We start from the raw sequence: 22,229 nt of genomic DNA, 5'->3' as shown, positions 1-22,229 counted from the left end.
AATTTGTGGCAAAAGTGTGCTAAAATAACCAAATTTACCCTTTTAAAATTTTGGAAAAAATCATGAGCGACATCAGCACCGAAAAAAACAACTTTATCCGCCAAATCATTCGTGATGACTTGACCTCTGGCAAACACGACAGTATCATTACTCGTTTTCCACCCGAACCAAATGGCTATTTGCATATCGGTCATGTCAAATCCATTTGTCTAAATTTTGGCGTGGCACAAGAATTTAACGGCTTGTGCAACCTACGCTTTGACGACACCAACCCCACCGCCGAAAAACAAGACTATGTGGACAGCATTAAGGCAGATGTGGCATGGCTTGGTTTTAAATGGGCAGGCGAGGTGCGTTATGCCTCTCATTATTTTGATAAACTCTATGAATGGGCGATACAGCTTATCCGTCAAGGCGACGCTTATGTGGATTTGCAAACACCTGATGAGATTCGTGAGCATCGTGGCGGTTTTGGCAAACCTTCGGTAGAATCACCACAGCGTAATGCCACTACCCAAGAAAATTTAGCTCGTTTTGACGACATGAAAAACGGCAAATACAAAGAGGGCGAGGCGGTACTGCGTGCCAAAATCGACATGAATCACCCCAACATGAACATGCGAGACCCTGTGATTTATCGTGTGTTGCACGCTCATCACCACCAAACGGGCGATAAATGGTGCATTTATCCGATGTATGACTACGCTCATCCGTTGTCGGACGCTACCGAGAACATCACGCATTCGATTTGTACGTTGGAGTTCGAAGACCATCGTCCTTTTTATGATTGGGTAGTAGAAAAAGTGGGCTTTGAGGTGCCACCACGCCAGTATGAGTTTAGTCGTCTAAACATCGACCATACCCTAACTTCCAAGCGTAAATTAAAACGCCTTGTCGAGATGGGCGTGGTGTCAGGTTGGGACGACCCACGCATGCCCACCATCGCTGGCATGAGACGGCGTGGCTATACACCAGAGGGCTTGCGAGATTTTTGTGAACGCATTGGCGTGTCTAAGGCGGACGGCGTGGTCAGCTTTGGTCAGCTTGAATTTAGCATTCGTAATGCCCTAGAAAATACCGCCAATCGTGGTATGGCGGTACTTCGTCCGCTCAAAGTTACCATCAAAAATTTTGAGGAGGCGGTGGCAGATTTTGAAACACTTAAAAAAGACACGGTCAAAGCTCGCCTTGATGATGGCGTACTGTGGCTGACCCAAACCAACACAAACGGTACAGACCGCCATATTCCTTTTACCAAAGAAATTTATATTGATAAATCAGACTTTAAGCTTAATCCGCCAGACGGTTATAAACGCCTCTCGCCCGCTAACTCCGAGATTCGTCTGCGTAACAGCTATGTGTTAAAAGTAGAGGAACATATCACAGATGAAAATGGCGAAGTCGTGGAGCTTATCGCTACCATTGACGAAAAAACGCTTGGCAATAACCCAGAGGGTCGCAAAGTTAAGGGCGTGATTCATTGGGTATCTGCCACGCATGGCGTACCTGCCACCGTGCGACTGTATGAACATTTGCTCTTTGAGGACGATGAGCTGACAGATGAGCATATCGCCAACATCAAAGCACAAAATCCAGAGGCGGACGATGACACGCTGTGGGTATTAACACACATTAATCCTAATTCGGTACAAATCATCAATGCGGTGGTTGAGCCATCTTTGGCACAAGCCAACCCTGATGACAAATTCCAGTTTGAACGTGAAAGCTACTTTGTGGCAGATAGGGTAGAGCATACCGCCGACAAACCTGTCTTTAACCAGATTGTGGGCTTAAAAGACGGGTTTAAGTGATTAAAAGAATGCTGGCTTTTTGTGTGATATTAAAAACACCCCAAATTTAATGTTTGGGGTGTTTTTGTGATTCTATCAATCTTCGGTAGCTTGGGATTGAATGTAGTTTTGAATGCCAATATCGTCGATTTTTTCAAGCTGGGTTTCGAGCCAGTCGGCGTACTCCTCATTACCATCTTTAAGCTTGATGAGCAGTTCACGAGAAACAAAATCACGTTTTTCGGTACATACACCAATCGCTTCAATCAACACGTCTTGTTTGCGTTTTTCTAAACGTAAATCGCAATCTAGGATTTCTTGGACGCTCTCGCCAATCATAAGTTTACCCAAATCTTGCAAGTTTGGCAAACCTTCAAGCAGTAAAATACGCTCAATCAATTCATCAGACCATTTCATCTCAGCAATGGATTGCTTAAAAAATGAGTCGTTAAGCTCCTCTACGCCCCAGTTTTTAACGATACGAGCATGCAAAAAATACTGGTTGATGGCAATTAGAGATTGCCCTAAGACCAAATTTAGCTGACGGATAACGTCTTTGTCGCCTTTCATATCACGCCTCCATTAGTGAGCAGAAGCAACCATGTTTGGTTCAGCGGTTTGGCTTTGTAGGTAGTTTTGTAAACCCATCATCTCAATCAAGCGTAGCTGTTTTTCTAGCCAGTGGGCGTGGTCTTCTTCGGTGTCTTTTAATTGACCTACGAGCATATCACGAGTGACATAATCACGCTCCGCCTCACAGATGGCGATACCCTCTTTTAGGTGCTCTTGAACGGCATATTCTAGGTCAAGGTCGCTTTTTAGCATGGCAGGCACGTCTGCACCAATGTTAATCTCGCCCACTTGCATGTTTGGCGTGCCACCTAACATGATGATGCGGTTGATGATAAGGCGAGCATGCAACGTCTCATCCTCCATCTCATGATAGATACGGTCGTGTAGTTTGCCAAGCTCCCATTCAGCGTACATTTGTGAGTGGATAAAGTATTGGTCTCTGGCACCTAGCTCGCCTGCCAAAAGAAAGTTAAGATAGTCAATGACTTTTTGAGATGATTTCATATTAAATACCCTTATGATATTGATGGATATATCAGCGAATGCTGCATGGTGCATATCATAGCACAAGTGTGGATTTGGGCAAGGGTAAAATTGTATGGCAAATGAACTGCGAACGACTTGCAGTATGAGAATGGCTATCATAATAACAAAAATTCACACCTAATACTCCATCAAGAAACAGTGAAATATCGGGTAATTGGGTCTTATTATAGCCTTATGATTTTATTTATATTTTTGTTAATTCTTGATAATGGTTGCTAATTTGTTGTTATTGATGATCGATATTCATTTTTGTTTAATTTTATAAAATTGAAAATAAATAGCTATTAATGATTTCAATTAAATGGAGCTTGCATAAAGTACAAAAAATAAAGAAACAATAATGTAACAAAATTAATATTTTATTACATTATCGTTACCTTACGAGATGATTGTCAAACTGCCATTGCATCTATCGTGGGGCATGTTGCATGATGTTCGTCAAGCAAATCTTGCACCATCGGCACACAACACCCACAGCATGTCCCAACCAACAGCTCGCTTTGGAGGGATTCCAAACTATCAATGCCCTGTTGCATGGCTGTTTTGATTTGGGAGTCTTTGATGTCATGGCAGATACAAACATACATGGCGATATCCTTAAACCGAGAATTTTTAGCAAAAATAAAAACTGTTAGCATTAGCGATTGATAACGCTATATTAGCAATAATTATTATTATTTGCAAGCGTTAATTAACAACTTGAATGAAAAAATTTTAAAAAATTAAATCTGTTAAAATGAGTGGGGGAGGGGAGTGGCTACCAGAAATTATTATTGTGATTTTTTAATAATAAAAATAAATTGATAAGTAAAAATCATAAAATAAAATAGCATAATATGTTACTCTTTTGTGGTATTTTTGTTATTGAGAATTTATCATGAAAAATATTAATTGGCGGGCATTTGGTCCGGGTATTTTGATGGCTTCAGCAGCGATTGGTGGTTCACACTTAGTGGCTTCCACTCAGGCTGGGGCACTTTATGGTTGGCAACTTGCCATCATGATTATTTTGGCAAACTTTTTTAAGTATCCGTTTTTTCGTTTCGGAACCAACTACGCTTATGAGACAGGCGATAGCCTCATCGCAGGTTATGCCAAAAAATCACGAGTGTACTTGTGGATTTTTTACGTACTTTGTATTTGTTCTGGGATTATCAGCACAGGGGCGGTTGCACTTTTGGCGGCGACAATCCTTGGATATATGATTCCTGTTGGTTTATCCTCCATTACATTATCTGTTGTTGTGATGGTGGTGTCATGGTTTATGCTTGTGGCGGGGCATTTTAAACTGCTGGACAATTTGACTAAGTGGATTATTATTTCGCTAACGGTAGCGACGATTGCTGCGGTATGCGTGGCAGGATTGCAAGCAACACCGCCTGTGCCAGATTTTGTTCCCGTATCACCATGGAATCTAGCATCTCTTGGCTTTATCATTGCTCTGATGGGTTGGATGCCAACACCGCTAGAATTTTCTGTCATCTCTTCGGTGTGGACTGCCCGCAAAATCAAAGAAGATAATCCCACACGTGAGCAAGGGTTGCTTGATTTTAATGTCGGTTATATGACATCAGCGATTTTGGCACTGTTTTTCTTGGCGTTGGGAGTATTTGTGCAGTATGGCACAGGTCAAGAAATCAGCATGCAAGGCGGTGCATACGTGGGTCAGCTTATCAATATGTACACTGCCACCATTGGTGAATGGTCTCGTATTTTGGTAACATTTGTGGCATTTTTGTGCATGTTTGGTACGGTCATCACGTGCATTGATGGTTATGGACGTGCTGCTGCTGAGAGTTTGGGTCTGATTCGTCATACAGAGCCTGACAGAAAAATGATCATGATTTGGACGAGTGCCATCGCTGTGGGGGCTTTGATTTTGATTGCGTTTTTTATGGGTCAGATGGCAATGCTTTTAAAATTTGCGATGATTAGTGCGTTTGTTTCGGCACCAATTTTTGCCTATTTAAACTACTCCCTTGCTAAAAGTCATGGCAAACTAAGCTCCATGATGAATGTCTATGCCTTATCAGGGATTGTATTCTTGTCTGGTTTTACCATCTTGTTTTTGTTGCAATTTTTTAAGATCATCGGCTAAACAAAATAAAAGAAATAAACCGACGTGATGTCGGTTTATTTCTTTTTGCAAGAAAGATTATTGTGTTTTAGTCATTTTCTAAAAATGAGCGTAGATGTTCCGAGCGAGAAGGGTGGCGAAGCTTACGCAGAGCCTTAGCCTCAATTTGGCGGATACGTTCACGGGTAACATCAAACTGTTTGCCTACTTCCTCTAAGGTATGGTCGCTTGCCATGTCAATACCAAAACGCATTTTTAGTACTTTGGCTTCACGTTCAGTAAGATTGTCAAGCACTTCACGAGTAGCCTCACGAAGCCCCTCAGCGGTAGCACTTTCTACTGGGCTAGAAATGGTGCTATCCTCAATAAAGTCGCCCAAGTGGCTATCTTCATCATCGCCGATGGGTGTCTCCATAGAGATGGGTTCTTTGGCGATTTTTAGGACTTTGCGGACTTTGGCTTCGTCCATGTCAAGACGTTCGCCCAGCTCCTCTGGGGTGGGTTCACGTCCCATTTCTTGGAGTAGCTGACGGCTGACACGGTTGATTTTGTTAATCGTCTCAATCATGTGGACGGGGATACGAATGGTGCGAGCTTGGTCAGCGATAGAGCGAGTGATGGCTTGGCGAATCCACCATGTTGCATAGGTTGAGAATTTATAACCACGACGATACTCAAACTTATCCACCGCTTTCATCAGACCAATGTTACCCTCTTGGATGAGGTCAAGAAACTGTAAACCACGATTAGTGTATTTTTTGGCGATACTAATTACCAGACGTAAGTTGGCTTCCACCATGTCTTTTTTGGCTCGGCGGGCTTTGGCTTCACCGATTGCCATTTGGCGAGCGACTGCTTTCATGTCCTTGATGTTCATTTGTAAGTTTTCTTCATGGGCAAGGATTTTTTGTTGCAGAGCGACAACATCGGGCAAAATCGCCTCTAATGTATGAGCAAAGGCTGGCTTACCCTCGATGCGATGAGAGAGCCATTCGATGTTGGTTTCGTTGCTTGGGAAAGTTTTTTTGAATTCGTCAAGAGGCATTTTGCCACGTCTGATAACCAACCGCATGATTTGACGTTCGGTGGCACGCACGTCTTCATAAACTTCACGCATGAGAGACATGATTTGGTCGGAGAGGCGGTTGTTGAGTTTTAGGAGCATGAACTTAGTGGCAAGCTCGTCATAGGCAATCTTGGCCTCATCACTGCTTCGTCCGTGCTTATCAAGCATTTTTTTGGCGTTATCAAAGAGGCTTTGGATTTCGTCGAAGCGAGCTTTTACCTCCTCAGGGTCAAGACCGCTGTCATCATGGTCGTTATCCATGCTCATGCCATCATCGCTGTCTTCTTCTAGGTCATCATCAACGCTTCGGTCATCGTTGATATCAAGTTCAATGTCGCTATCGTGCTCATTGAGTTCAAAGTCGCCATCATCTAAGGTCAAGAAGCCTGTAACAATGTCAGAGATTTTTTTCTCGCCTGTTTGAACCTGAGCATACTCATCAAGCACAAATTTTACTGTGCCTGGCCAATACGCCATGATGTACTGAACTTCACGTGTACCTTCCTCGATACGTTTGGCAATGGCAATTTCGCCATCACGAGAGAGCAAATCCACCGTTCCCATCTCACGCATGTACATACGCACAGGGTCAGTAGTGCGACCTGGTTCGGTCTCCACGCTAGCAAGCACTGCTGCCGCCTCGTCAGCCGCCATCTCGTCATCATTGCCTGAGTTGGTAAGAATGATGTCATCTTCGTCAGGAGCAACCTCATAAATAGGAATGCCTACATCAGCCAGCATGGCGATGATGTCTTCTACTTGATCGCTTTCGGTAACGGATTCTGGTAGTTGGTCATTAATCTCGGCATAGGTCAGATAGCCTTGTTCTTTGCCAAGTTGAATAAGGGCGGCTAGTTGGGACGTAGAATGTTCGCTCATGAATACTCACTTATGCCTAAAAATGCAAAGAGATGGATTATAACATAATTAGGGGATAAATGGGGAATTTGTGTGTTTTTTCAAGGGGCTATTTTAAGATAAATCCATCATTACCCAAAGAGCGTCAACAGCATACCAGTCCAATCTGCATTAAAATAACATCATGGTAAATTTATTTAACATAATCCATTTTATTTAAAAACCACACCAAACACCAAAACCAAATTCACCCAAAAAACACTTCATTTACCACAAAAAATGATTTTTGGTAAATTATGGTCAAATAAGAACTTTTGAGGGCATTATCGAAATGCCAATGGCAGGCGATGAGGGGAGATGCCAGAGTCATGATTGATGACGCAGGCAAGTGTGATAATGCCACAGCTTGCGATTTTGCCTTGTTTAAAATCCTCGTCAGAGCGATAGATGTACTGAGTGATGATGAGGCTGGCGGATTTTTTGATGATGTCATGCACGGTAACAATAATCTCATCATCAACCAAAAGAGGTAATTTATAGGTCAAATCAGCACGACTAACCACAAAATGTATTTTGCCTTGTTTGTGATTGGTGCTATCAGCCGTGCCATTTTCGTCAAAAAAATAACCATGAAACCCAAGCGATGATAGCCAGTCTCGACGACAGTTTTCAAAAAATGTCAGATGGTTGGCATGATAAACAATGCCACCTGCATCCGTGTGATTGATATAAACTTTATAACGATTGCTAAAAATAGGTGTGGTCATGACGTGCCTATGAGGATTTTATAAAATTGAACCATTGTACACTAAAATAAGTCAAGTGGTACAAATTTTACAAAAATTTTTAAAATTTGCTACAATAGCTAATTTTCAAGATGGGTATTTTATGACAACATTTGTCAGTTTTAACATCAACGGACTTCGTGCCAGACCCCACCAGCTCATCGCTGTGCGTGATGTGTTGGGAGCGGACATCATCGGACTACAAGAAACCAAAGTCCATGATGAGGCATTTCCACTTGCTGAGGTGGAGGCACTGGGTTATCATGTGGAGTTTTTTGGGCAAAAATCACACTATGGCGTGGCAATTTTATCCAAAACCAAGCCGATTTTTGTCCAAAAAGGCTTTCCCTTTGCTGACCCTGATGCTCAAAGACGGTTGGTTCATGCCAGATTTGACATGGGTGGGCGAGAGATTGACGTGATTAATGGTTATTTTCCACAAGGCGAAAACCTGTCTCACGAAACCAAATATCCCATGAAACGTGCCTTTTATGCCGACCTGATTCGCTATATTGATGAGTTAAAAGGGCAGGGCAGGGAGCTTGTGGTCATGGGAGACATGAACATTTCTCCGCAGGATAATGATGTGGGTATTGGTGAGGCAAACGCCAAACGCTGGCTAAAAAACGGGATGTGTTCGTTTTTGCCAGAGGAGCGTGAGTGGTATGATAAGCTCATGGGCTGTGGGTTGTACGACACCTATCGTAAATTTAAGCCTGATGCCAACGATGAGTTTAGTTGGTTTGACTACCGTTCCAAAGGGTTTGAGGACACACCAAAACGGGGTTTGCGTATTGACCATATTTTATGCACCGATAAGCTCATCGCTGATTGTGTGGAGGCAGGGATTAGTTATGAAATTCGTGGTATGGAGAAGCCGTCTGACCACGCACCGATTTGGGCGAAATTTGTGTTATAATGGTTCAATAGATAATGAAAAATTTAAAACCAATCACCCTAATACCAGCCTTGCACATGGGTAATGATGGCGTGCTTGAAGCAGAAACCTCATTTACCAATAGCGACACGCTTGCCTTGATATTGCACCCCAACCCCAAAGCAGGGGGCGACATGAATAACAAAGTCATCACGACCTTATTTCGTTTTTGTCGTGAACATGGCATGAATGTCGTGCGATTTAATTATCGTGGCGTGGGTAAATCAAGCGGACAGATTGAGTATGGCGATGGCGAATTTGCCGACAGCCTTTGTGTGCTTGACTGGGCGTTGGCACAGACTGGTGTTAAGAAAATTTGGCTGGCAGGATTTTCGTTTGGCGGGTTTATTGCTTGTCGTGTGGCAGATAAAATTTTAAGCGATTATCCTGATTTAGTCATACAACAATTAACCCTAATCGCTCCATCTGTTGAAAAAAATGACCCCACAGGCTTGACACTACCAAAGGCAACGCTGATGATTTATGGCGACCAAGACGAATTTGTCAAACCTAATATCATGGCGGACTTTGCCGATGATTTTGGCATAAGCACCAAAGTGATGAATGAGGCAGGGCATTTTTTTCATGGGCGACTTGGCGAGCTAAAAGCACTTTTGCAAATTTAAGGACAAAAATGACAACTCCCTTACAAAAATACGAACAAGCCCTAGCGACAGGCGATTTTAGTCGTGATGAAATCCAAGCACAAGCCGTTGCTTATTTGGATAAATTGCATCATGAAATTATCGCCAGTCAAAATGCTCCGTCAGGATTTTTGGCAAGTTTATTTAAAACCAAATCTACTCCACCCAAAGGACTGTACATGTGGGGCGGAGTGGGGCGTGGTAAAACGTGGCTGATGGACATGTTTTTTGACAGTTTGCCGATTGAGCGAAAAATGCGAATGCACTTTCATCACTTCATGAAACGAGTGCAATCTGAGCTTGTCAAATTGCAAGGTCAAGTCAATCCCCTGCAAAAAGTTGCCGACATCATTCATGGCGAAGCGGTGGTTATTTGCTTTGATGAGTTTTTTGTGTCTAATGTGTCGGACGCCATGATTTTGGGGGATTTGTTTACCATGCTGTTTGAGCGTGGGGTTACGCTTGTAGCGACTTCCAACATCGAGCCATCAGGACTGTACAAAAACGGCATTCATCGAGACCGATTTTTGCCCGCCATTGAGCAAGTTGAGAGGCATACCACCGTGATGAACATCGATTCTGGGACGGATTATCGCCTAAGACTTTTAAAGCAAGCCAAATTGTATGTCTCTCCCCTGACCGCTGAGACGGACGGTTGGCTTAATGAGCGTTTTGAAACATTAACCATGGGACAAAGTATCAGCAGTGAACCGATTTTGGTGGGTGGTCGTCATTTGACCATCATCAAGCGTACCGAAACCATGCTCCTTGTCAATTTCCGTGAGTTATGCATGGAGCCACGTTCGGCAAGTGATTTTATTGAGCTTGCCAATAACTTTAATACGGTACTTATCGAAAACGTTCCTGTCTTAAATGATGTTTTGGCTGACCCTGTCAGACGGTTTATTTATTTGGTGGACGAATTTTATGACCGCCGTGTCAAGCTTTTGGTGCGTGCCGAGCAGTCCATTTTGGAGATTTATCAAGGCGAAAAATTAGCCTTTGAGATTGAGCGGACACGCTCACGCCTCTTAGAAATGCAATCAGAAGAGTATTTGGCACAAGAGCATCGTGTAGAATAGGTTTTGTAACGAGTAATCAAAATGAGTATGAACAACTTTATCGCCCAAATTGAGGCTCGCCGTAGCATTGGCAAACTCACCCTCCCCATGCCTACCCCTGATGAGTTGAATGTTGCCTTACATTGTGCCACAACCGCCCCTGATCACAAAGAGCTAAAACCCTATCATTTTACGGTGATGACAGGCGAGGCGTTGGAGCGGTTTGGGGAAGTTTTGTTAAAGGCAGGTTTGGAAAAAGCCGAACGTTTGGGCGAGACGCTGGACGACACCGCCCGCACCAAGCTCATCAACATGCCAAAACGAGCTCCGATGATTATCACGGTGGCGACTGACTACAAAGCCCACCCCAAAGTCCCCGAATTTGAGCAACTTTTGTGCGTAGGAGCGGTGATTCAAAACCTCCTACTTGCCCTTGAAAGTCAAGGCTATCACACCGTATGGCGAACAGGCGATTTGTGCAATGAACCTGCCGTCAAAGCTCATTTTGGTGTCAGTGATGACAACGTGGTGTGTGGCTTTATCTATGTGGGGTCAAGCGACATCGTCATGCCAGAGCGTGAAATGGTTGATTTGGCGGATTTTGTCAAATTTGATTTATAAATAACCAAAAGGGGCAATCCATGAAATTGTCAAAAAATAACCCCAAAGTCCAAAAAATCGCCCAAGTTGCCAGTCAAGGCATCGAGGAGGCAAAACACCTCCTAGAAAAATCAGAGGCTGAAGGGGGGATTTTGGCGAATTTGGCGTATCTTGCCAAAAAACGCAAAAAAGTGCCAGACCCTAGCAAACTTGGCATTCATGTTGATAAAAATATGCCAACCCCCTTACGCATTGCGGTGCTGGGTGGCGGTAGTTTTGGTACAGCCATGGCAAATTTGTCCGCCAAAAATGGCTGTGAAACCACCCTGTGGGTACGTGATAAAAAAACCGTCAAAGCCCTTAACAAAACTCGCATTAACAAAAAATACCTACCCAATCACACCCTAGATGAGGGCTTGATGTTTAGCCATGATTTGGCACAAGCGGTCAAAAATAAAGACATCATCTTTATCGCTGTACCAAGCTCTGCGGTGCGTGAAACCTTGCAAAACATTCGCCCATTCATCACACACCAAGCAGTCGTCTCACTTACCAAAGGCATCGAAAAAGAAACCTTTGCCCTGATGAGCGACATCATTCAGGATGAGTTACCACAAGTCAATTTTGGGGTGATGAGCGGTCCAAACCTCGCCCTTGAAATCATGAACAACATGCCATCAGCGAGCGTCATTGCCAGCCCCTCAGAGCAACTGCGAACGGCGGTACAAACGGCATTACACAGTGCTTTTTTTCGAGTCTTTGCCTCCGATGATGTCAAAGGTGTGGAGCTGGGCGGAGCGTTAAAAAACATCTATGCGGTGGCGATGGGTATGGCAAATGCTTATGGCGTGGGCGAGAACACCAAAGCCATGCTCCTTACCCGAGCGTTGGCGGAGATGAGCCGATTTGGGGTGGCGGTGGGAGCAAATCCTTTAACCTTTTTGGGCTTATCAGGCGTGGGTGATTTGTACGCCACTTGTAACTCCACCCTAAGCCGAAATTATCAAATTGGCAACATGCTTGGCAAAGGCATGACCTTAGAAAACGCCATCAAAAAACTGGGGCAAACCGCCGAAGGGGTCAACACCATCGCCCAAGTCGAGGAGCAAGCCAAAAAACTGGGCATTTATATGCCCATCACTCACGCCCTCTATGCGGTGCTTTATGACAACAAATCCGCCCTGAGCGTAGCGGTCAATCTCATGGAAACGGGCTTTCGTAGCGATGTGGAATTTGTCATGCCTCATGATGAAAGTAATGAAAAACTCTCCAAAGAGTTTGATAAAGTTTTAAAAGCCACCAAAGAAAACAAACCCAAAAATGAGCAAACAGACGAATAATCGCTCTTATTTTAAGGACAAATCATGAAACTCATCTTTATCCGTCATGGACAAGCCACCGCCTACTGTGCTGATGATGCAGGGCGAAATTTGACCGAATTTGGAGAGATCCAAGCCCATGAAACCGCTGATTATGTGGCAAAAAATCACACACTTGACATGATTATTGCCAGCCCCTTTAACCGTGCCGACCAAACCGCCAAAATTTTACAAAAAGTAGTAAATGATAACGGACAAAACCCCTTATTTATCACGCTTGATGCCATCACGCCTGATGATGACCCTGTGCAAGGCGTGGCGGACATTGAGCGGATTGTGGTTCAGCATTTTGGGTACGAACACGACAAAACCATCGCCATCGTTTGTCACATGCCGATTGTCGCTCGCATGGTGGCGATATTAGACGGCTTGCCTCCTGCCATGTTTGAGCTTGCCGAATGTCGAGTACTAGACACCAAAGTTGTCGCTGAGGGGCTGGCAACACAACTTGGGCAATTTAGTCCAAAACAGCCTTGATTTGACATAAAAATAGCACAAACAAATTTGTCTGTGCTATTTAAATGGCTGTTTGGTTTATTTTTCGCTACCTAGATATTTTTCGGAGATTTTATCTAGTGTGCCATCAGCTTTTAGTTTTTCGATGCCTGAGTTAATCTTAGCCAAAAGCTCGGTATTGTCTTTTTGGGTTAGAACGGTATAATGAGCACTTTTGTTGCTCTCATCTTCGATGTTTTGAATGACAACTTTATGGTCAGGATAGTTCTTTTGGAACTCTTTTAGGTCAACATAGTCATGCATAAACGCATCAACTTGTCCCTGCACCATCAAGGTAAACGCCTCAAAGCCACGATTGGTGGTAATAACCTCAGAGGCGCCAGCGTCTTTGGCGGTTTGCTCGTGCTTGGCGCCAGATAACACACCAACTTTTACGCCTTTTAGGTCTGCCAAAGAAGTCATGGGTTTGCCATTGTCGATATAAGCAAAGGCAGCAGGGGAGAAGAAGTAACTATCGGATGCACCATATTTGCCTGCACGTTCTTCTGTCCATGAAATGCCTGAGATGGCAATATCATAAAGTTTGTCGTCTAGACCTGTAAATAGCTCGCCCCATTTAACAGGAATGAATTCAACCTTAAAGCCCTCACGCTCACCAACGGCAGTGATGACATCAACGTCGATGCCTGTCAGCTGATTGGTTTCACTCTTAAAGCTCATGGGCGTGCTAGTACCTGTGGTCGCAACCTTATACACGGGAGCGTCATCAGGCAGAGCGGGCGTTGCACTAGCGGTGGCTTGTGTGGGTGTAGATTCTGGTTTTTGTGCGGTGGTAGAAGCTGGCTTATCGCCACAGCCGACTAATCCCCCCCCCATGAGAATAGCAAGAGAGGCAATGTACTGAATTTTCATAGCGTTACCTTTAAATGAGATGTGAATGCGTGAAATTATGCCAAACAAGACATAACCCACCTCTTTATTATACATTTGTATGCTGTACTTATCAAGCATGAGAAAATTCATTGTTTTTCATCTAGATTGGGTAGATGCACTATTTAATATTTAAGGAGATTTATGCTATAATGGGGAGATGTTGAAATTTTGAGAGTGTCATGTCGTACCATCTACTTCGCCCTTATTTGTTTTCGATGCAACCTGAACGTGCACATGAGTGGACGCTTGAAAACTTAGAGCGACTTCATAAGGCGTGCTTGTTGGGGTTTGCCTACCCTCGCCAATCGCTACCCACTAACTGCATGGGTATTAGCCTCTCCAACCCTGTGGGGCTAGCAGCAGGACTTGACAAAAATGGCGAGTATATTGATGCACTCTCAGAGCTTGGTTTTGGCTTTTTGGAAGTTGGTACAGTTACCCCAAAACCTCAATCTGGTAACGACAGACCTCGCCTATTTCGCCTAACTGACAGCGGTGCCATCATTAACCGTATGGGCTTTAATAATGACGGTGTGGAGCGTATGATTGCCAACATCGAGCGTGCCAAGTATAAAGGGGTTTTGGGGATTAACATCGGCAAAAATGCCACCACACCCATCGAAAACGCCCTCGATGATTATCTGTTTTGTCTAGAACGGGTGTATGTACATGCAAGCTACATTACCATTAATATTTCAAGTCCCAATACCGCCAATCTGCGTTCACTACAAGGCTCGACCGAGTTGGCTCGCCTGCTAGATGGCATCAAAAACCACCATACCAAGCTTGCCACCCAACATGGCTTTTATGTGCCACTTGCCCTAAAAATCGCCCCTGATTTAGAAGAGATTCAGATTGACGACATCGCCAAAAACCTCATCGAGTTTGAGATTGATGGCTTGATTGCCACCAACACCACATTATCACGAGCAGGCGTAGAAGACCAAGAGTACGCTGATGAAGCAGGGGGCTTATCAGGCAGACCGCTTAGTTACCAAAGCACGCAGATTTTAAGTGAATTTTCCCAAAGGCTGTCTGATAAGGTGGATTTGATCGGTGTGGGTGGAATTGATGCAGGCGATGTGGCGGTGCGTAAATTAAAAGCAGGAGCAACTGCTGTACAACTGTACTCTGGTTTGATTTTTAAAGGACCATCACTCGTGCAATCTTGTGTCCAAAGTATCGCAGACTACAAGGATAGAGAGCGTGAGCTTGCCAAGCTAGAAAACGACAATCATCAGAGTGATTAATGAGTATGATTGATATTGCCATCGCTTTTGTGGTGCTAATGGGGCTGTGGCGTGGTTTTCGTGTGGGAGCAATAAAAACCGCCATCTCACTTGTTGCTTGGCTTGTCGCTTTGGTAATGGCATCTATCCTAGCCAAGGATTTTTCTCCGCTATTTGTGAGTGTGATTGATGGCGAAGTATTGCAAATCTCATTGGCATTTTTGATGATTGTCTTGGTGGTTATCAGCTTTGCTCATGTCATATCATGGATAATCATCAAAACCATCAGTATTTTAAGATTGACATTTTTGGATAAAATATTGGGTGGTGTATTGGGTGCTACCAAAGGCGTGATAAAGGTGCTGATTATCATGAGTGTGTTATCGCCAGTTTTGGTGCGTATGCCTAGTTGGCAGGAGTCTGTTCTGGCTCAAAGTCTACTTCCTTTTTCGCCCGTGGCACGTATGTTGGTTACCCAGCTTTTCAATGAAACGTGGTCGCAAATACAAAATCCCTATCAGTGATTTTAGGGGTTTGGGGTGTAAAATTTTAAATTGGCGTATTGTCATTGATATTGTTGAGTGCAACACGCCCTGTATTAATCATTGGCAGTGCCAGTTTTGGAGTAATGAACTATGTGTGGTGTGATTGGTATATGTGCGTATGAGCCAGTAGGACCGATGTTGTATGATGGTTTGACCATGCTTCAACATCGAGGTCAGGACGCAGCAGGCATTGTTACTTTGCAGGATAATCGCTTTTATTTACGCAAAGATAATGGTATGGTACGTGATGTGTTTTTAAACAAACACATGGTGCGATTGCTGGGTGATTTTGGCATTGGACATGTGCGTTATCCAACCGCTGGCACATCAAGCACCGCCGAAGCTCAGCCCTTGTATGTAAACTCCCCCTATGGTATTGCCTTGGCTCATAATGGCAATCTTACCAATGCCGATAAACTTGCCAAAGAAGTGCAAGAACAAGACCGCCGTCATCTAAACACAGATTCAGACTCTGAGGTGCTACTAAACATCTTAGCTTATGAGTTGCAAGAATTTACGAAAAGCACGCTTACCCCTGATGATATATTTTCTAGTCTAAATGCCGTCTATGAGCGTTGTGAGGGAGCATACGGTGTGGTTGCGATGATAGCAGGTCATGGCATGTTGGCGTTTCGTGATCCTAACGGTATTCGCCCGCTTATCTACGGACAACGCCAAACCGCACAAGGCACAGAATATATGATTGCCTCTGAGTCTGTGGCACTGACGGCACTTGGTTTTGAGATAGTGCGTGATATTGCACCTGGTGAAGCGGTATTTATCGACCTAAACCACAACTTATACACCAAGCAATGCACCCAAAAGACCAAATACACGCCTTGTATTTTTGAGTATGTGTATTTTGCACGCCCTGATAGTATCATTGATAACATCTCGGTACATAAGGCACGCATGAGAATGGGGGAGAAATTAGCCAAAAAAATCGTCCAAGAATGGGGCGAAGATCACGGCATTGATGTCGTTATCCCCATTCCTGACACTTCTCGTAACTCCGCCCTAGAATGTGCCATGCATTTGGGGGTGAAGTATCGTGAAGGCTTTAATAAAAACCGCTACATTGGGCGTACTTTTATCATGCCTGGTCAGTCTCTGCGTAAAAAGAGTGTTCGCCAAAAACTAAATGCCATTCCACTAGAATTTAAAAACAAAAATGTCTTACTGGTAGACGATTCCATCGTGCGTGGCACTACCTGTGGCGAAATCATTCAGATGGCACGAGACGCAGGAGCGAAAAACGTCTTTTTTGCGTCCGTTGCACCGCCTGTGATTTTCCCCAATGTCTACGGCATTGACATGCCTGTTAAAAGCGAGCTCATCTCGTCAGGACGCACGGTTGATGAGGTCAGAGAAATTATCGGTGCTGACCGTTTGATATTTCAGGATTTAAATGACTTGGTGGAAGCGGTAAATAACACCAAATATAGCCGAGTAGATGGTTTTGATTGTTCGGTGTTTGATGGTTGTTATGTGGCAGGTCAGATTACCGAAGAATATCTGCAAGAATTACAAGCTAAACGTAGTGATGGCACCAAAGCCAAGCAAGCAACAGATAACTCTGTGGATATTACGGGTATTGTGGAATAAATCCTTAATCTAATGCTTTAACAAATAAAAAATCCATCATGATATCATGGTGGATTTTTTTGACCTTGCTTGGTTGTTGCTCAATAATCTAATGCTTTAACAAATAAAAAATCCATCATGATATCATGGTGGATTTTTTTGACCTTGCTTGGTTGTTGCTCAATCACCTTTTAAATCTTGTGTTATTGGGCGTTTGGCGGTTAGATTTTACACGCCCCACCGGCACAATCATCAAGTTCGCCTTGTGAGTCGTCCGCACCATCTCTGGTGTTATGATAATACAAGGTTTTGACACCATATTTGTAAGCGGTCAAGAGGTCTTGAATGAGCAGTTTCATTGGCACTTTACCGCCTTCAAACTTGGCGGGGTCGTAGTTGGTGTTGGCGGATATGCTTTGATCAATGAATTTTTGCATCAGACCGACAAGTTTTAGATAATGGCTATTGTCAGGAATTTGCCAGAGTAATTCATACTCAAACCGCAAACGCTCAATGTCAGGCACGACCTGTTTTAAAATGCCGTCTTTGGACTGCTTGACGGAGACCAGTCCACGAGGAGGCTCAATGCCGTTGGTGGCGTTGGCAATCTGTGAGCTCGTCTCAGACGGCATGAGGGCAGATAGGGTGGAGTTGCGAAGTCCGTAGGTTTTGATGTCGGCACGCAATTTTTCCCAATCTAAGCGCAATGGCTCATCGCACACGTCATCAAGATCGGACTTGTAGGTATCAATTGGTAAAATACCCTGAGCATAGGTCGTCTCGCCAAAGGCAGGGCAAGCCCCTTTTTCTTTGGCAAGTTTGACCGATGCTTCTAGCAGATAGTATTGGAACGCCTCAAAGGTGCGATGAGTGAGTCCAAGTGCCTTAGTGTCTGAATAACGAGTGCCATTTTTGGCAAGATAATAAGCATAGTTAATCACGCCCACGCCTAAGGTACGGCGGTTCATGCTACCATTTTTGGCGGAGATAACAGGGTAATCTTGATAATCCAGCAAAGCATCCAACGCACGCACAATCAGCTCGGCAGGCTCTTTCATGTCCTCCACTTGGTTGATTTTACCCAAGTTGATGGCAGACAGCGTACAAAGGGCAATCTCGCCATGCTCATCGTTGATGTTGTCAAGCGGTTTGGTGGGTAGGGCAATCTCCATGCACAAGTTAGACTGGCGAATGGGGGCAACGGCTGGGTCAAAGGGGCTGTGGGTGTTGCAATGGTCGACATTTTGCACATAAATTCGCCCTGTGCTGGCTCGCTCTTGGAGCATGAGGCTAAACAGTTCACGAGCAGGGATTTTGCGTTTGCGAATGCTCTCATCATTCTCATAAAGTGTGTATAGGCGTTCAAATTCTGCTTGGTCAGCAAAAAACGCCTCATACAAGCCCTCCACATCCGATGGGGAGAATAGGGTAATGTCTTTGTTTTGGATGAGGCGAGTGTAGAGTGTTTTGTTGATTTGCACGCCATAATCCATGTGGCGAACACGGTTGTCCTCCACGCCACGATTGTTTTTAAGTACAAGCAGGCTCTCCACCTCCAAATGCCAAAGCGGATAAAATAGGGTCGCCGCTCCGCCACGCACCCCACCTTGTGAGCAGGATTTGACCGCTGCTTGGAACATTTTAAAAAAGGGAATGCACCCTGTGTGCTGTGCCTCGCCACCACGAATGGGCGAACCTAAGGCACGAATCGCCCCTGCATTGATGCCAATGCCTGCACGCTGAGAGACATAGCGGACGATGGCGGAGGTGGTGGCATTAATGCTGTCTAAGTTGTCATCACACTCAATCAATACGCACGAGCTAAACTGGCGAGTGGGCGTACGCACACCTGACATGATGGGGGTGGGGAGCGAGATATAAAATTGACTGGTGGCATCATAAAAACGCTTGACATAGTCTAGTCGCACCGCTTTGTCATAGCTGGCAAATAGGCACATACCCACCAAAACGTATAAAAATTGGGGGCTTTCGTAGACTTGCTTGGTTACACGGTCTTGCACCAGATATTTACCCATCATCTGCTCAACGGCAGCATAAGCAAAATTCATGTCTCGGTCGTGGTTGATGTAGGCATCAAGTTCGTCAAATTCGGCACGTTCATAGTCAGCCAAGATATGTGGGTCGTATTTGCCAGCGTCGGTGAGTTTTTTGACGTGGTCATATAGATGTGGTGGCTCAAAGTCGCCATAGGCAATCTTACGCAAATGAAAAATCGCAAGGCGAGCGGATAGATACTGATAATCAGGCTCATCAGCACTGATGAGGTCGGCCGCCGCCTTAATGATGGTTTCGTGAATGTCTTTGGTGGCAATACCGTCATAAAACTGAATGTGGGATTTTAGCTCAACCTGTGAAACAGAGACGTTGTCAAGTCCTTCGGCTGCCCATGTGATGACTTTGTGGATTTTGTCTAGGTTGATTGGCTCAAACGTACCATCACGTTTTTTCACTTTGATTTGGTCTATGTGCGTCATGATTGCCCCATACTTACTTATTGATTATAAAAAGTCATACAATCTCAATAACTTAGATAGTTTTTTCGTCTAAATATCGACCACTAGATGTAGTAACGTATTTCTAAGGAAGCACAATATATCCTAAAAATTTTTAAAATACTAGCTTGTATTTTTAAAAAAATTATGAATGAAAAATCCAAAAATTTAAGGACACGCCTGCATAAAAGACGCTGTAACGCTTAGGGCTTGTCAAGCATTTTTTTAAAGAAAATAAAATTTTTTTAGGCGGTGCTTTTAAGAGGATAAATGGTCTGGGTGTCAAATCACAGCGTGACACGAGTGCTTTTATAAAACAGCCAAAAAAACGCCCCACAGCGGAGCGTTCTTATAAACAGAGTGTTATTTTTCAATCCATTGGCGGATTTTTTCGCGTTCCTCTGGGCTGGCATTTAGCCAAAGTTGCATAAAACCATCTAGATTGTCTTTGGTGGTGGGAGTAGGGGCGGAAGGCGTGATGGCGGCGATGGCTTGCTGGTTATCGATGACGGCGACATTATCACGCCCAAACAGCCCACCTAGTGACGACAACAGCCCTGCTTGGCTACCGTCTGATTTTTCTTGGGTAATGATGTTGTTATTTTGGGTAATGGCAAGTGTAGGGGACTTGGCATACTCTTTGGCTTCTTTGTGGGTGTTTGGCTGATTTGGCATGGTTAGATGATAAGTTTGATTATCTGCTAAATCAGCGGTAACGGTAACGTTGCCTGATTTAACATAATCATGTTCGCCACGAGTTAAATCAAATAAACGGTCGTAACGTGCACTAATCACATGACGACCTGCATCTAAGTTAAATTCGCGTCTTAGGGGTTGTAGGGCGCCATGCTTGACTTCTTTGCCGTTAATGGCGGTAACCTTGATGTTTTCATCAACCAAAAGTTGCACTTGTGCCAATGTTGGCATGGATAAGGTCAGTGCAAGTAATGCATAGAGTTTTTTCATGATAAATCCTTGGGGTCAATATGGGGGCTATGTTTCATCGCCAAATTCATCAAGATATTCGCCCAGCTCCAAAAGCAAGGTTTCCTTATCAATGATTTTTTTGGTGGTGTCAATGGTTTTTTTGCTAACATGTGCACGCCCCAAATGAGAGAGCTGTGGTGCAATACTGTCCAACACGCTCATCATGTCTGAGGCGTTATATGGACCATCGCTGACAAGATAGTCAAAAATTTGGGGGGGTAGTCGCCAGTTTTTGCGTCTTAATATGGAAGTTAGTATCGCTTTTCTGTCGGCAGGGTTGTCACCATCAGGCAATCTAAATGCAGGAGCAAGAGAGAGTCTGGTCAGCAAGTCGAGTAAATCAATAGGCAGTTCACGAGCAGGGTTATTGGTTAAAAACACCAGTTGTTTTTGTTCGCGCCGAAGCTCGTTAATAAGATGAAATAAGCCCTCTTGCCATTCGCTACTGCTTGCTATCGCCTCAATGTCGTCTAAAATCACAAGGTCAAATAACTGCAAACCTTGCAAGGCGGACGTGTCATCGCCTTCACTCTCAATCAGCTTGGATAGGGATAAGATGACGGCTGTTTTGCCTGTTTTGGTGTATTCATTATAGATGGCAAGAGCAAGGTGGGATTTGCCAGAGCCTTTTTTGCCGTAAATAAAGATTTCGGGTAATTCGCCTTGACAAAGTTTTTGGGAGGCGATGACGACCGCCTGATAACCTACAGAGGTAAAATCCGAAAGCTGGGACTCCTCTTGCATATCAAGTTCTAAGGCGGACTGAAACAAATCTGTCATAATCGCAACAACCCCAACAAGCCACATGGGCGACATTTAAAATGCGTTATATATATCAAATTTTTTAAAATTTTGCAAGTAAAAATAATGACATACTGGAACTTTGTGATATAAACTACAATTTAGCAATAATTTAGTAACAAAATCGATGCATCGAACCATCACTTTGGGTCATAAGATGGTTTTATAATCCGTCAAATCCACCACCACATCACAATAATAACGGGTCAAATCATGGTCGTGGCTCATAAATCGCACCATTATAAGGGGTGTTGGGGGTAAAGGCAAATGAAATGGTATATTATTTCTAAAAAATCAAAACACCGCTCAAATTCTCATTTAAACGGTGTTTTTTAATTAAGCCATCAACTCATCAATCAATTCTTTCACGCTTTTGATTTTGTGGATTTGTGAAATGCCATTGCCCACTGACACATAGCCATTATCAAAATCGCCTTCCAGCATACCCAAACGCATTCCTGTGCCAGCGTTCATTACCTTGGCGATGTCGGCACGGGTTGCCCCGTTTTCGCTCATTTCAAAGCATTTTTTTGCCAATTCGGTCGGCAAAGAGCGGTAATAATACGGCTCGGGAAGTGGGCTATGAAAGCGTGAGCCAGTTTAATCGTGAATATGCTCGGCTGTTTGGGCAGCCGCCTTTGCGAGATATGCAACGATTAAAAGATGATGAGATGATGTTTGGGCGGATTGTGTAGGAGGCAAGGCAGCCTGAAAAGTTTATTTGCAAAATTTAGCAAGAAAAACACCGCCCTTATCACAAAAGCGGTGTTTTCAAATCATCAAACCTTAACCACAATCTTACCAATCTGCTGATTGCTTGCCATATATTCGTGAGCTTTAACCATTTCATCAAAGGCAAAGATTT

At 44.0% G+C, this 22,229-nt stretch carries 23 protein-coding genes; 12 read left to right on the top strand and 11 right to left on the bottom strand.

What is annotated here, in order from left to right:
* The first annotated feature begins 62 nt into the window (after positions 1-62).
* A complete protein-coding gene (locus Q4B79_RS02625) occupies positions 63-1,811 on the top strand; it encodes a glutamine--tRNA ligase/YqeY domain fusion protein (RefSeq protein ID WP_303084872.1) in 1,749 nt (582 codons plus the stop codon).
* Positions 1,812-1,886: 75 nt separating this feature from the next.
* Here Q4B79_RS02625 and bfr (Q4B79_RS02620) read toward each other — a convergent pair whose 3' ends face one another.
* From bfr (Q4B79_RS02620) to Q4B79_RS02610, 3 genes are all read right to left on the bottom strand, one after another.
* Positions 1,887-2,360, bottom strand: a complete 474-nt coding sequence (bfr, locus tag Q4B79_RS02620) for a bacterioferritin (protein WP_303084871.1) — start codon at positions 2,358-2,360, stop codon at positions 1,887-1,889.
* 12 nt (positions 2,361-2,372) lie between these two features.
* Entirely contained in the window at positions 2,373-2,867 is a 495-nt protein-coding gene (gene bfr / locus Q4B79_RS02615; RefSeq protein ID WP_303084870.1) for a bacterioferritin, read from the bottom strand.
* A gap of 434 nt (positions 2,868-3,301) precedes the next feature.
* Positions 3,302-3,496 (bottom strand): bacterioferritin-associated ferredoxin, encoded by a 195-nt coding sequence (locus Q4B79_RS02610; protein ID WP_303084869.1) that lies wholly within the window; start codon positions 3,494-3,496, stop codon positions 3,302-3,304.
* A gap of 290 nt (positions 3,497-3,786) precedes the next feature.
* Between Q4B79_RS02610 and Q4B79_RS02605 the strand changes: the two genes are divergently transcribed.
* Positions 3,787-5,007: an NRAMP family divalent metal transporter gene (locus Q4B79_RS02605; RefSeq protein ID WP_303084868.1), complete on the top strand. Its 1,221-nt coding sequence runs from the start codon at positions 3,787-3,789 to the stop codon at positions 5,005-5,007.
* Positions 5,008-5,074: 67 nt separating this feature from the next.
* Here the strand turns inward: Q4B79_RS02605 and rpoD are convergent, their stop codons facing one another.
* Positions 5,075-6,931: an RNA polymerase sigma factor RpoD gene (rpoD, locus tag Q4B79_RS02600; protein WP_303084867.1), complete on the bottom strand. Its 1,857-nt coding sequence runs from the start codon at positions 6,929-6,931 to the stop codon at positions 5,075-5,077.
* A 302-nt stretch (positions 6,932-7,233) separates the two neighbouring features.
* On the bottom strand, positions 7,234-7,677 hold the full coding sequence (locus Q4B79_RS02595; RefSeq protein ID WP_303084866.1) for a thioesterase family protein: 444 nt from the start codon (positions 7,675-7,677) through the stop codon (positions 7,234-7,236).
* Positions 7,678-7,798: 121 nt separating this feature from the next.
* Between Q4B79_RS02595 and xthA the strand changes: the two genes are divergently transcribed.
* Genes xthA through Q4B79_RS02565 form a run of 6 tightly spaced genes read left to right on the top strand, consistent with a single transcriptional unit; the run spans position 7,799 to position 12,793 of the window.
* Positions 7,799-8,614: an exodeoxyribonuclease III gene (gene xthA / locus Q4B79_RS02590; protein ID WP_303084865.1), complete on the top strand. Its 816-nt coding sequence runs from the start codon at positions 7,799-7,801 to the stop codon at positions 8,612-8,614.
* 14 nt (positions 8,615-8,628) lie between these two features.
* Entirely contained in the window at positions 8,629-9,258 is a 630-nt protein-coding gene (locus tag Q4B79_RS02585; protein WP_303084864.1) for an alpha/beta hydrolase, read from the top strand.
* Positions 9,259-9,266: 8 nt separating this feature from the next.
* The gene (gene zapE / locus Q4B79_RS02580) at positions 9,267-10,358 is read left to right on the top strand and encodes a cell division protein ZapE (protein ID WP_303084863.1); all 1,092 of its coding nucleotides are present in this window, start codon (positions 9,267-9,269) and stop codon (positions 10,356-10,358) included.
* 21 nt (positions 10,359-10,379) lie between these two features.
* The gene (locus Q4B79_RS02575; protein ID WP_303084862.1) at positions 10,380-10,958 is read left to right on the top strand and encodes a nitroreductase; all 579 of its coding nucleotides are present in this window, start codon (positions 10,380-10,382) and stop codon (positions 10,956-10,958) included.
* Between the two features lie 20 nt (positions 10,959-10,978).
* Complete coding sequence (locus tag Q4B79_RS02570; protein WP_303084861.1) at positions 10,979-12,277, top strand: NAD(P)H-dependent glycerol-3-phosphate dehydrogenase; 1,299 nt, start codon at positions 10,979-10,981, stop codon at positions 12,275-12,277.
* A gap of 24 nt (positions 12,278-12,301) precedes the next feature.
* Entirely contained in the window at positions 12,302-12,793 is a 492-nt protein-coding gene (locus Q4B79_RS02565; RefSeq protein WP_303084860.1) for a histidine phosphatase family protein, read from the top strand.
* Positions 12,794-12,850: 57 nt separating this feature from the next.
* Here the strand turns inward: Q4B79_RS02565 and Q4B79_RS02560 are convergent, their stop codons facing one another.
* Positions 12,851-13,684: an ABC transporter substrate-binding protein gene (locus Q4B79_RS02560; RefSeq protein ID WP_303084859.1), complete on the bottom strand. Its 834-nt coding sequence runs from the start codon at positions 13,682-13,684 to the stop codon at positions 12,851-12,853.
* Between the two features lie 200 nt (positions 13,685-13,884).
* On the opposite strand from Q4B79_RS02560, the gene Q4B79_RS02555 reads away from it, so the two are divergent.
* The 3 genes from Q4B79_RS02555 to purF all read left to right on the top strand — a co-directional run bounded on the left by Q4B79_RS02555 (position 13,885) and on the right by purF (position 17,084).
* Positions 13,885-14,955 carry a quinone-dependent dihydroorotate dehydrogenase gene (locus Q4B79_RS02555; RefSeq protein WP_303084858.1) on the top strand — a complete coding sequence of 357 codons (1,071 nt, stop codon included), beginning with the start codon at positions 13,885-13,887 and terminating at the stop codon, positions 14,953-14,955.
* Positions 14,955-15,458, top strand: coding sequence for a CvpA family protein (locus Q4B79_RS02550; RefSeq protein WP_303084857.1), 504 nt, complete (start codon positions 14,955-14,957; stop codon positions 15,456-15,458). Before Q4B79_RS02555 ends, Q4B79_RS02550 begins: the two co-directional genes overlap by 1 nt.
* A gap of 111 nt (positions 15,459-15,569) precedes the next feature.
* The gene (purF, locus tag Q4B79_RS02545; RefSeq protein WP_303084856.1) at positions 15,570-17,084 is read left to right on the top strand and encodes an amidophosphoribosyltransferase; all 1,515 of its coding nucleotides are present in this window, start codon (positions 15,570-15,572) and stop codon (positions 17,082-17,084) included.
* 200 nt (positions 17,085-17,284) lie between these two features.
* On the opposite strand, the gene nrdA is transcribed toward purF, so the two are convergent.
* The 4 genes from nrdA to Q4B79_RS02525 form a co-directional block, all read right to left on the bottom strand.
* Positions 17,285-19,558: a class 1a ribonucleoside-diphosphate reductase subunit alpha gene (gene nrdA / locus Q4B79_RS02540; RefSeq protein WP_303084855.1), complete on the bottom strand. Its 2,274-nt coding sequence runs from the start codon at positions 19,556-19,558 to the stop codon at positions 17,285-17,287.
* A 381-nt stretch (positions 19,559-19,939) separates the two neighbouring features.
* Positions 19,940-20,542 carry a DUF2057 family protein gene (locus Q4B79_RS02535; RefSeq protein ID WP_303084854.1) on the bottom strand — a complete coding sequence of 201 codons (603 nt, stop codon included), beginning with the start codon at positions 20,540-20,542 and terminating at the stop codon, positions 19,940-19,942.
* 27 nt (positions 20,543-20,569) lie between these two features.
* Entirely contained in the window at positions 20,570-21,343 is a 774-nt protein-coding gene (locus Q4B79_RS02530) for a DnaA/Hda family protein (RefSeq protein ID WP_303084853.1), read from the bottom strand.
* Positions 21,344-21,700: 357 nt separating this feature from the next.
* Complete coding sequence (locus tag Q4B79_RS02525; protein ID WP_303084852.1) at positions 21,701-21,880, bottom strand: hypothetical protein; 180 nt, start codon at positions 21,878-21,880, stop codon at positions 21,701-21,703.
* Between the two features lie 14 nt (positions 21,881-21,894).
* On the opposite strand from Q4B79_RS02525, the gene Q4B79_RS02520 reads away from it, so the two are divergent.
* The gene (locus tag Q4B79_RS02520) at positions 21,895-22,059 is read left to right on the top strand and encodes a hypothetical protein (RefSeq protein ID WP_303084965.1); all 165 of its coding nucleotides are present in this window, start codon (positions 21,895-21,897) and stop codon (positions 22,057-22,059) included.
* A gap of 84 nt (positions 22,060-22,143) precedes the next feature.
* Here Q4B79_RS02520 and Q4B79_RS02515 read toward each other — a convergent pair whose 3' ends face one another.
* Positions 22,144-22,227 carry a zinc-binding dehydrogenase gene (locus tag Q4B79_RS02515; RefSeq protein ID WP_303084961.1) on the bottom strand — a complete coding sequence of 28 codons (84 nt, stop codon included), beginning with the start codon at positions 22,225-22,227 and terminating at the stop codon, positions 22,144-22,146.
* Positions 22,228-22,229 lie beyond the last annotated feature (2 nt).

Origin of the sequence: Moraxella sp., assembly GCF_030525845.1 — a bacterium.
Classification (GTDB): domain Bacteria; phylum Pseudomonadota; class Gammaproteobacteria; order Pseudomonadales; family Moraxellaceae; genus Moraxella.
This window is presented reverse-complemented; position numbering and strand designations above follow the sequence as displayed.

Excerpts from the sequence above, each read along its gene's own strand:
- Q4B79_RS02625 (WP_303084872.1), top strand. The coding sequence starts at position 63 with ATGAGCGACATCAGCACCGAAAAAAACAACTTTATCCGCCAAATCATT.
- bfr (WP_303084871.1), bottom strand. The coding sequence starts at position 2,360 with ATGAAAGGCGACAAAGACGTTATCCGTCAGCTAAATTTGGTCTTAGGG.
- bfr (WP_303084870.1), bottom strand. The coding sequence starts at position 2,867 with ATGAAATCATCTCAAAAAGTCATTGACTATCTTAACTTTCTTTTGGCA.
- Q4B79_RS02610 (WP_303084869.1), bottom strand. The coding sequence starts at position 3,496 with ATGTATGTTTGTATCTGCCATGACATCAAAGACTCCCAAATCAAAACA.
- Q4B79_RS02605 (WP_303084868.1), top strand. The coding sequence starts at position 3,787 with ATGAAAAATATTAATTGGCGGGCATTTGGTCCGGGTATTTTGATGGCT.
- rpoD (WP_303084867.1), bottom strand. The coding sequence starts at position 6,931 with ATGAGCGAACATTCTACGTCCCAACTAGCCGCCCTTATTCAACTTGGC.
- Q4B79_RS02595 (WP_303084866.1), bottom strand. The coding sequence starts at position 7,677 with ATGACCACACCTATTTTTAGCAATCGTTATAAAGTTTATATCAATCAC.
- xthA (WP_303084865.1), top strand. The coding sequence starts at position 7,799 with ATGACAACATTTGTCAGTTTTAACATCAACGGACTTCGTGCCAGACCC.
- Q4B79_RS02585 (WP_303084864.1), top strand. The coding sequence starts at position 8,629 with ATGAAAAATTTAAAACCAATCACCCTAATACCAGCCTTGCACATGGGT.
- zapE (WP_303084863.1), top strand. The coding sequence starts at position 9,267 with ATGACAACTCCCTTACAAAAATACGAACAAGCCCTAGCGACAGGCGAT.
- Q4B79_RS02575 (WP_303084862.1), top strand. The coding sequence starts at position 10,380 with ATGAGTATGAACAACTTTATCGCCCAAATTGAGGCTCGCCGTAGCATT.
- Q4B79_RS02570 (WP_303084861.1), top strand. The coding sequence starts at position 10,979 with ATGAAATTGTCAAAAAATAACCCCAAAGTCCAAAAAATCGCCCAAGTT.
- Q4B79_RS02565 (WP_303084860.1), top strand. The coding sequence starts at position 12,302 with ATGAAACTCATCTTTATCCGTCATGGACAAGCCACCGCCTACTGTGCT.
- Q4B79_RS02560 (WP_303084859.1), bottom strand. The coding sequence starts at position 13,684 with ATGAAAATTCAGTACATTGCCTCTCTTGCTATTCTCATGGGGGGGGGA.
- Q4B79_RS02555 (WP_303084858.1), top strand. The coding sequence starts at position 13,885 with ATGTCGTACCATCTACTTCGCCCTTATTTGTTTTCGATGCAACCTGAA.
- Q4B79_RS02550 (WP_303084857.1), top strand. The coding sequence starts at position 14,955 with ATGAGTATGATTGATATTGCCATCGCTTTTGTGGTGCTAATGGGGCTG.
- purF (WP_303084856.1), top strand. The coding sequence starts at position 15,570 with ATGTGTGGTGTGATTGGTATATGTGCGTATGAGCCAGTAGGACCGATG.
- nrdA (WP_303084855.1), bottom strand. The coding sequence starts at position 19,558 with ATGACGCACATAGACCAAATCAAAGTGAAAAAACGTGATGGTACGTTT.
- Q4B79_RS02535 (WP_303084854.1), bottom strand. The coding sequence starts at position 20,542 with ATGAAAAAACTCTATGCATTACTTGCACTGACCTTATCCATGCCAACA.
- Q4B79_RS02530 (WP_303084853.1), bottom strand. The coding sequence starts at position 21,343 with ATGACAGATTTGTTTCAGTCCGCCTTAGAACTTGATATGCAAGAGGAG.
- Q4B79_RS02525 (WP_303084852.1), bottom strand. The coding sequence starts at position 21,880 with ATGAGCGAAAACGGGGCAACCCGTGCCGACATCGCCAAGGTAATGAAC.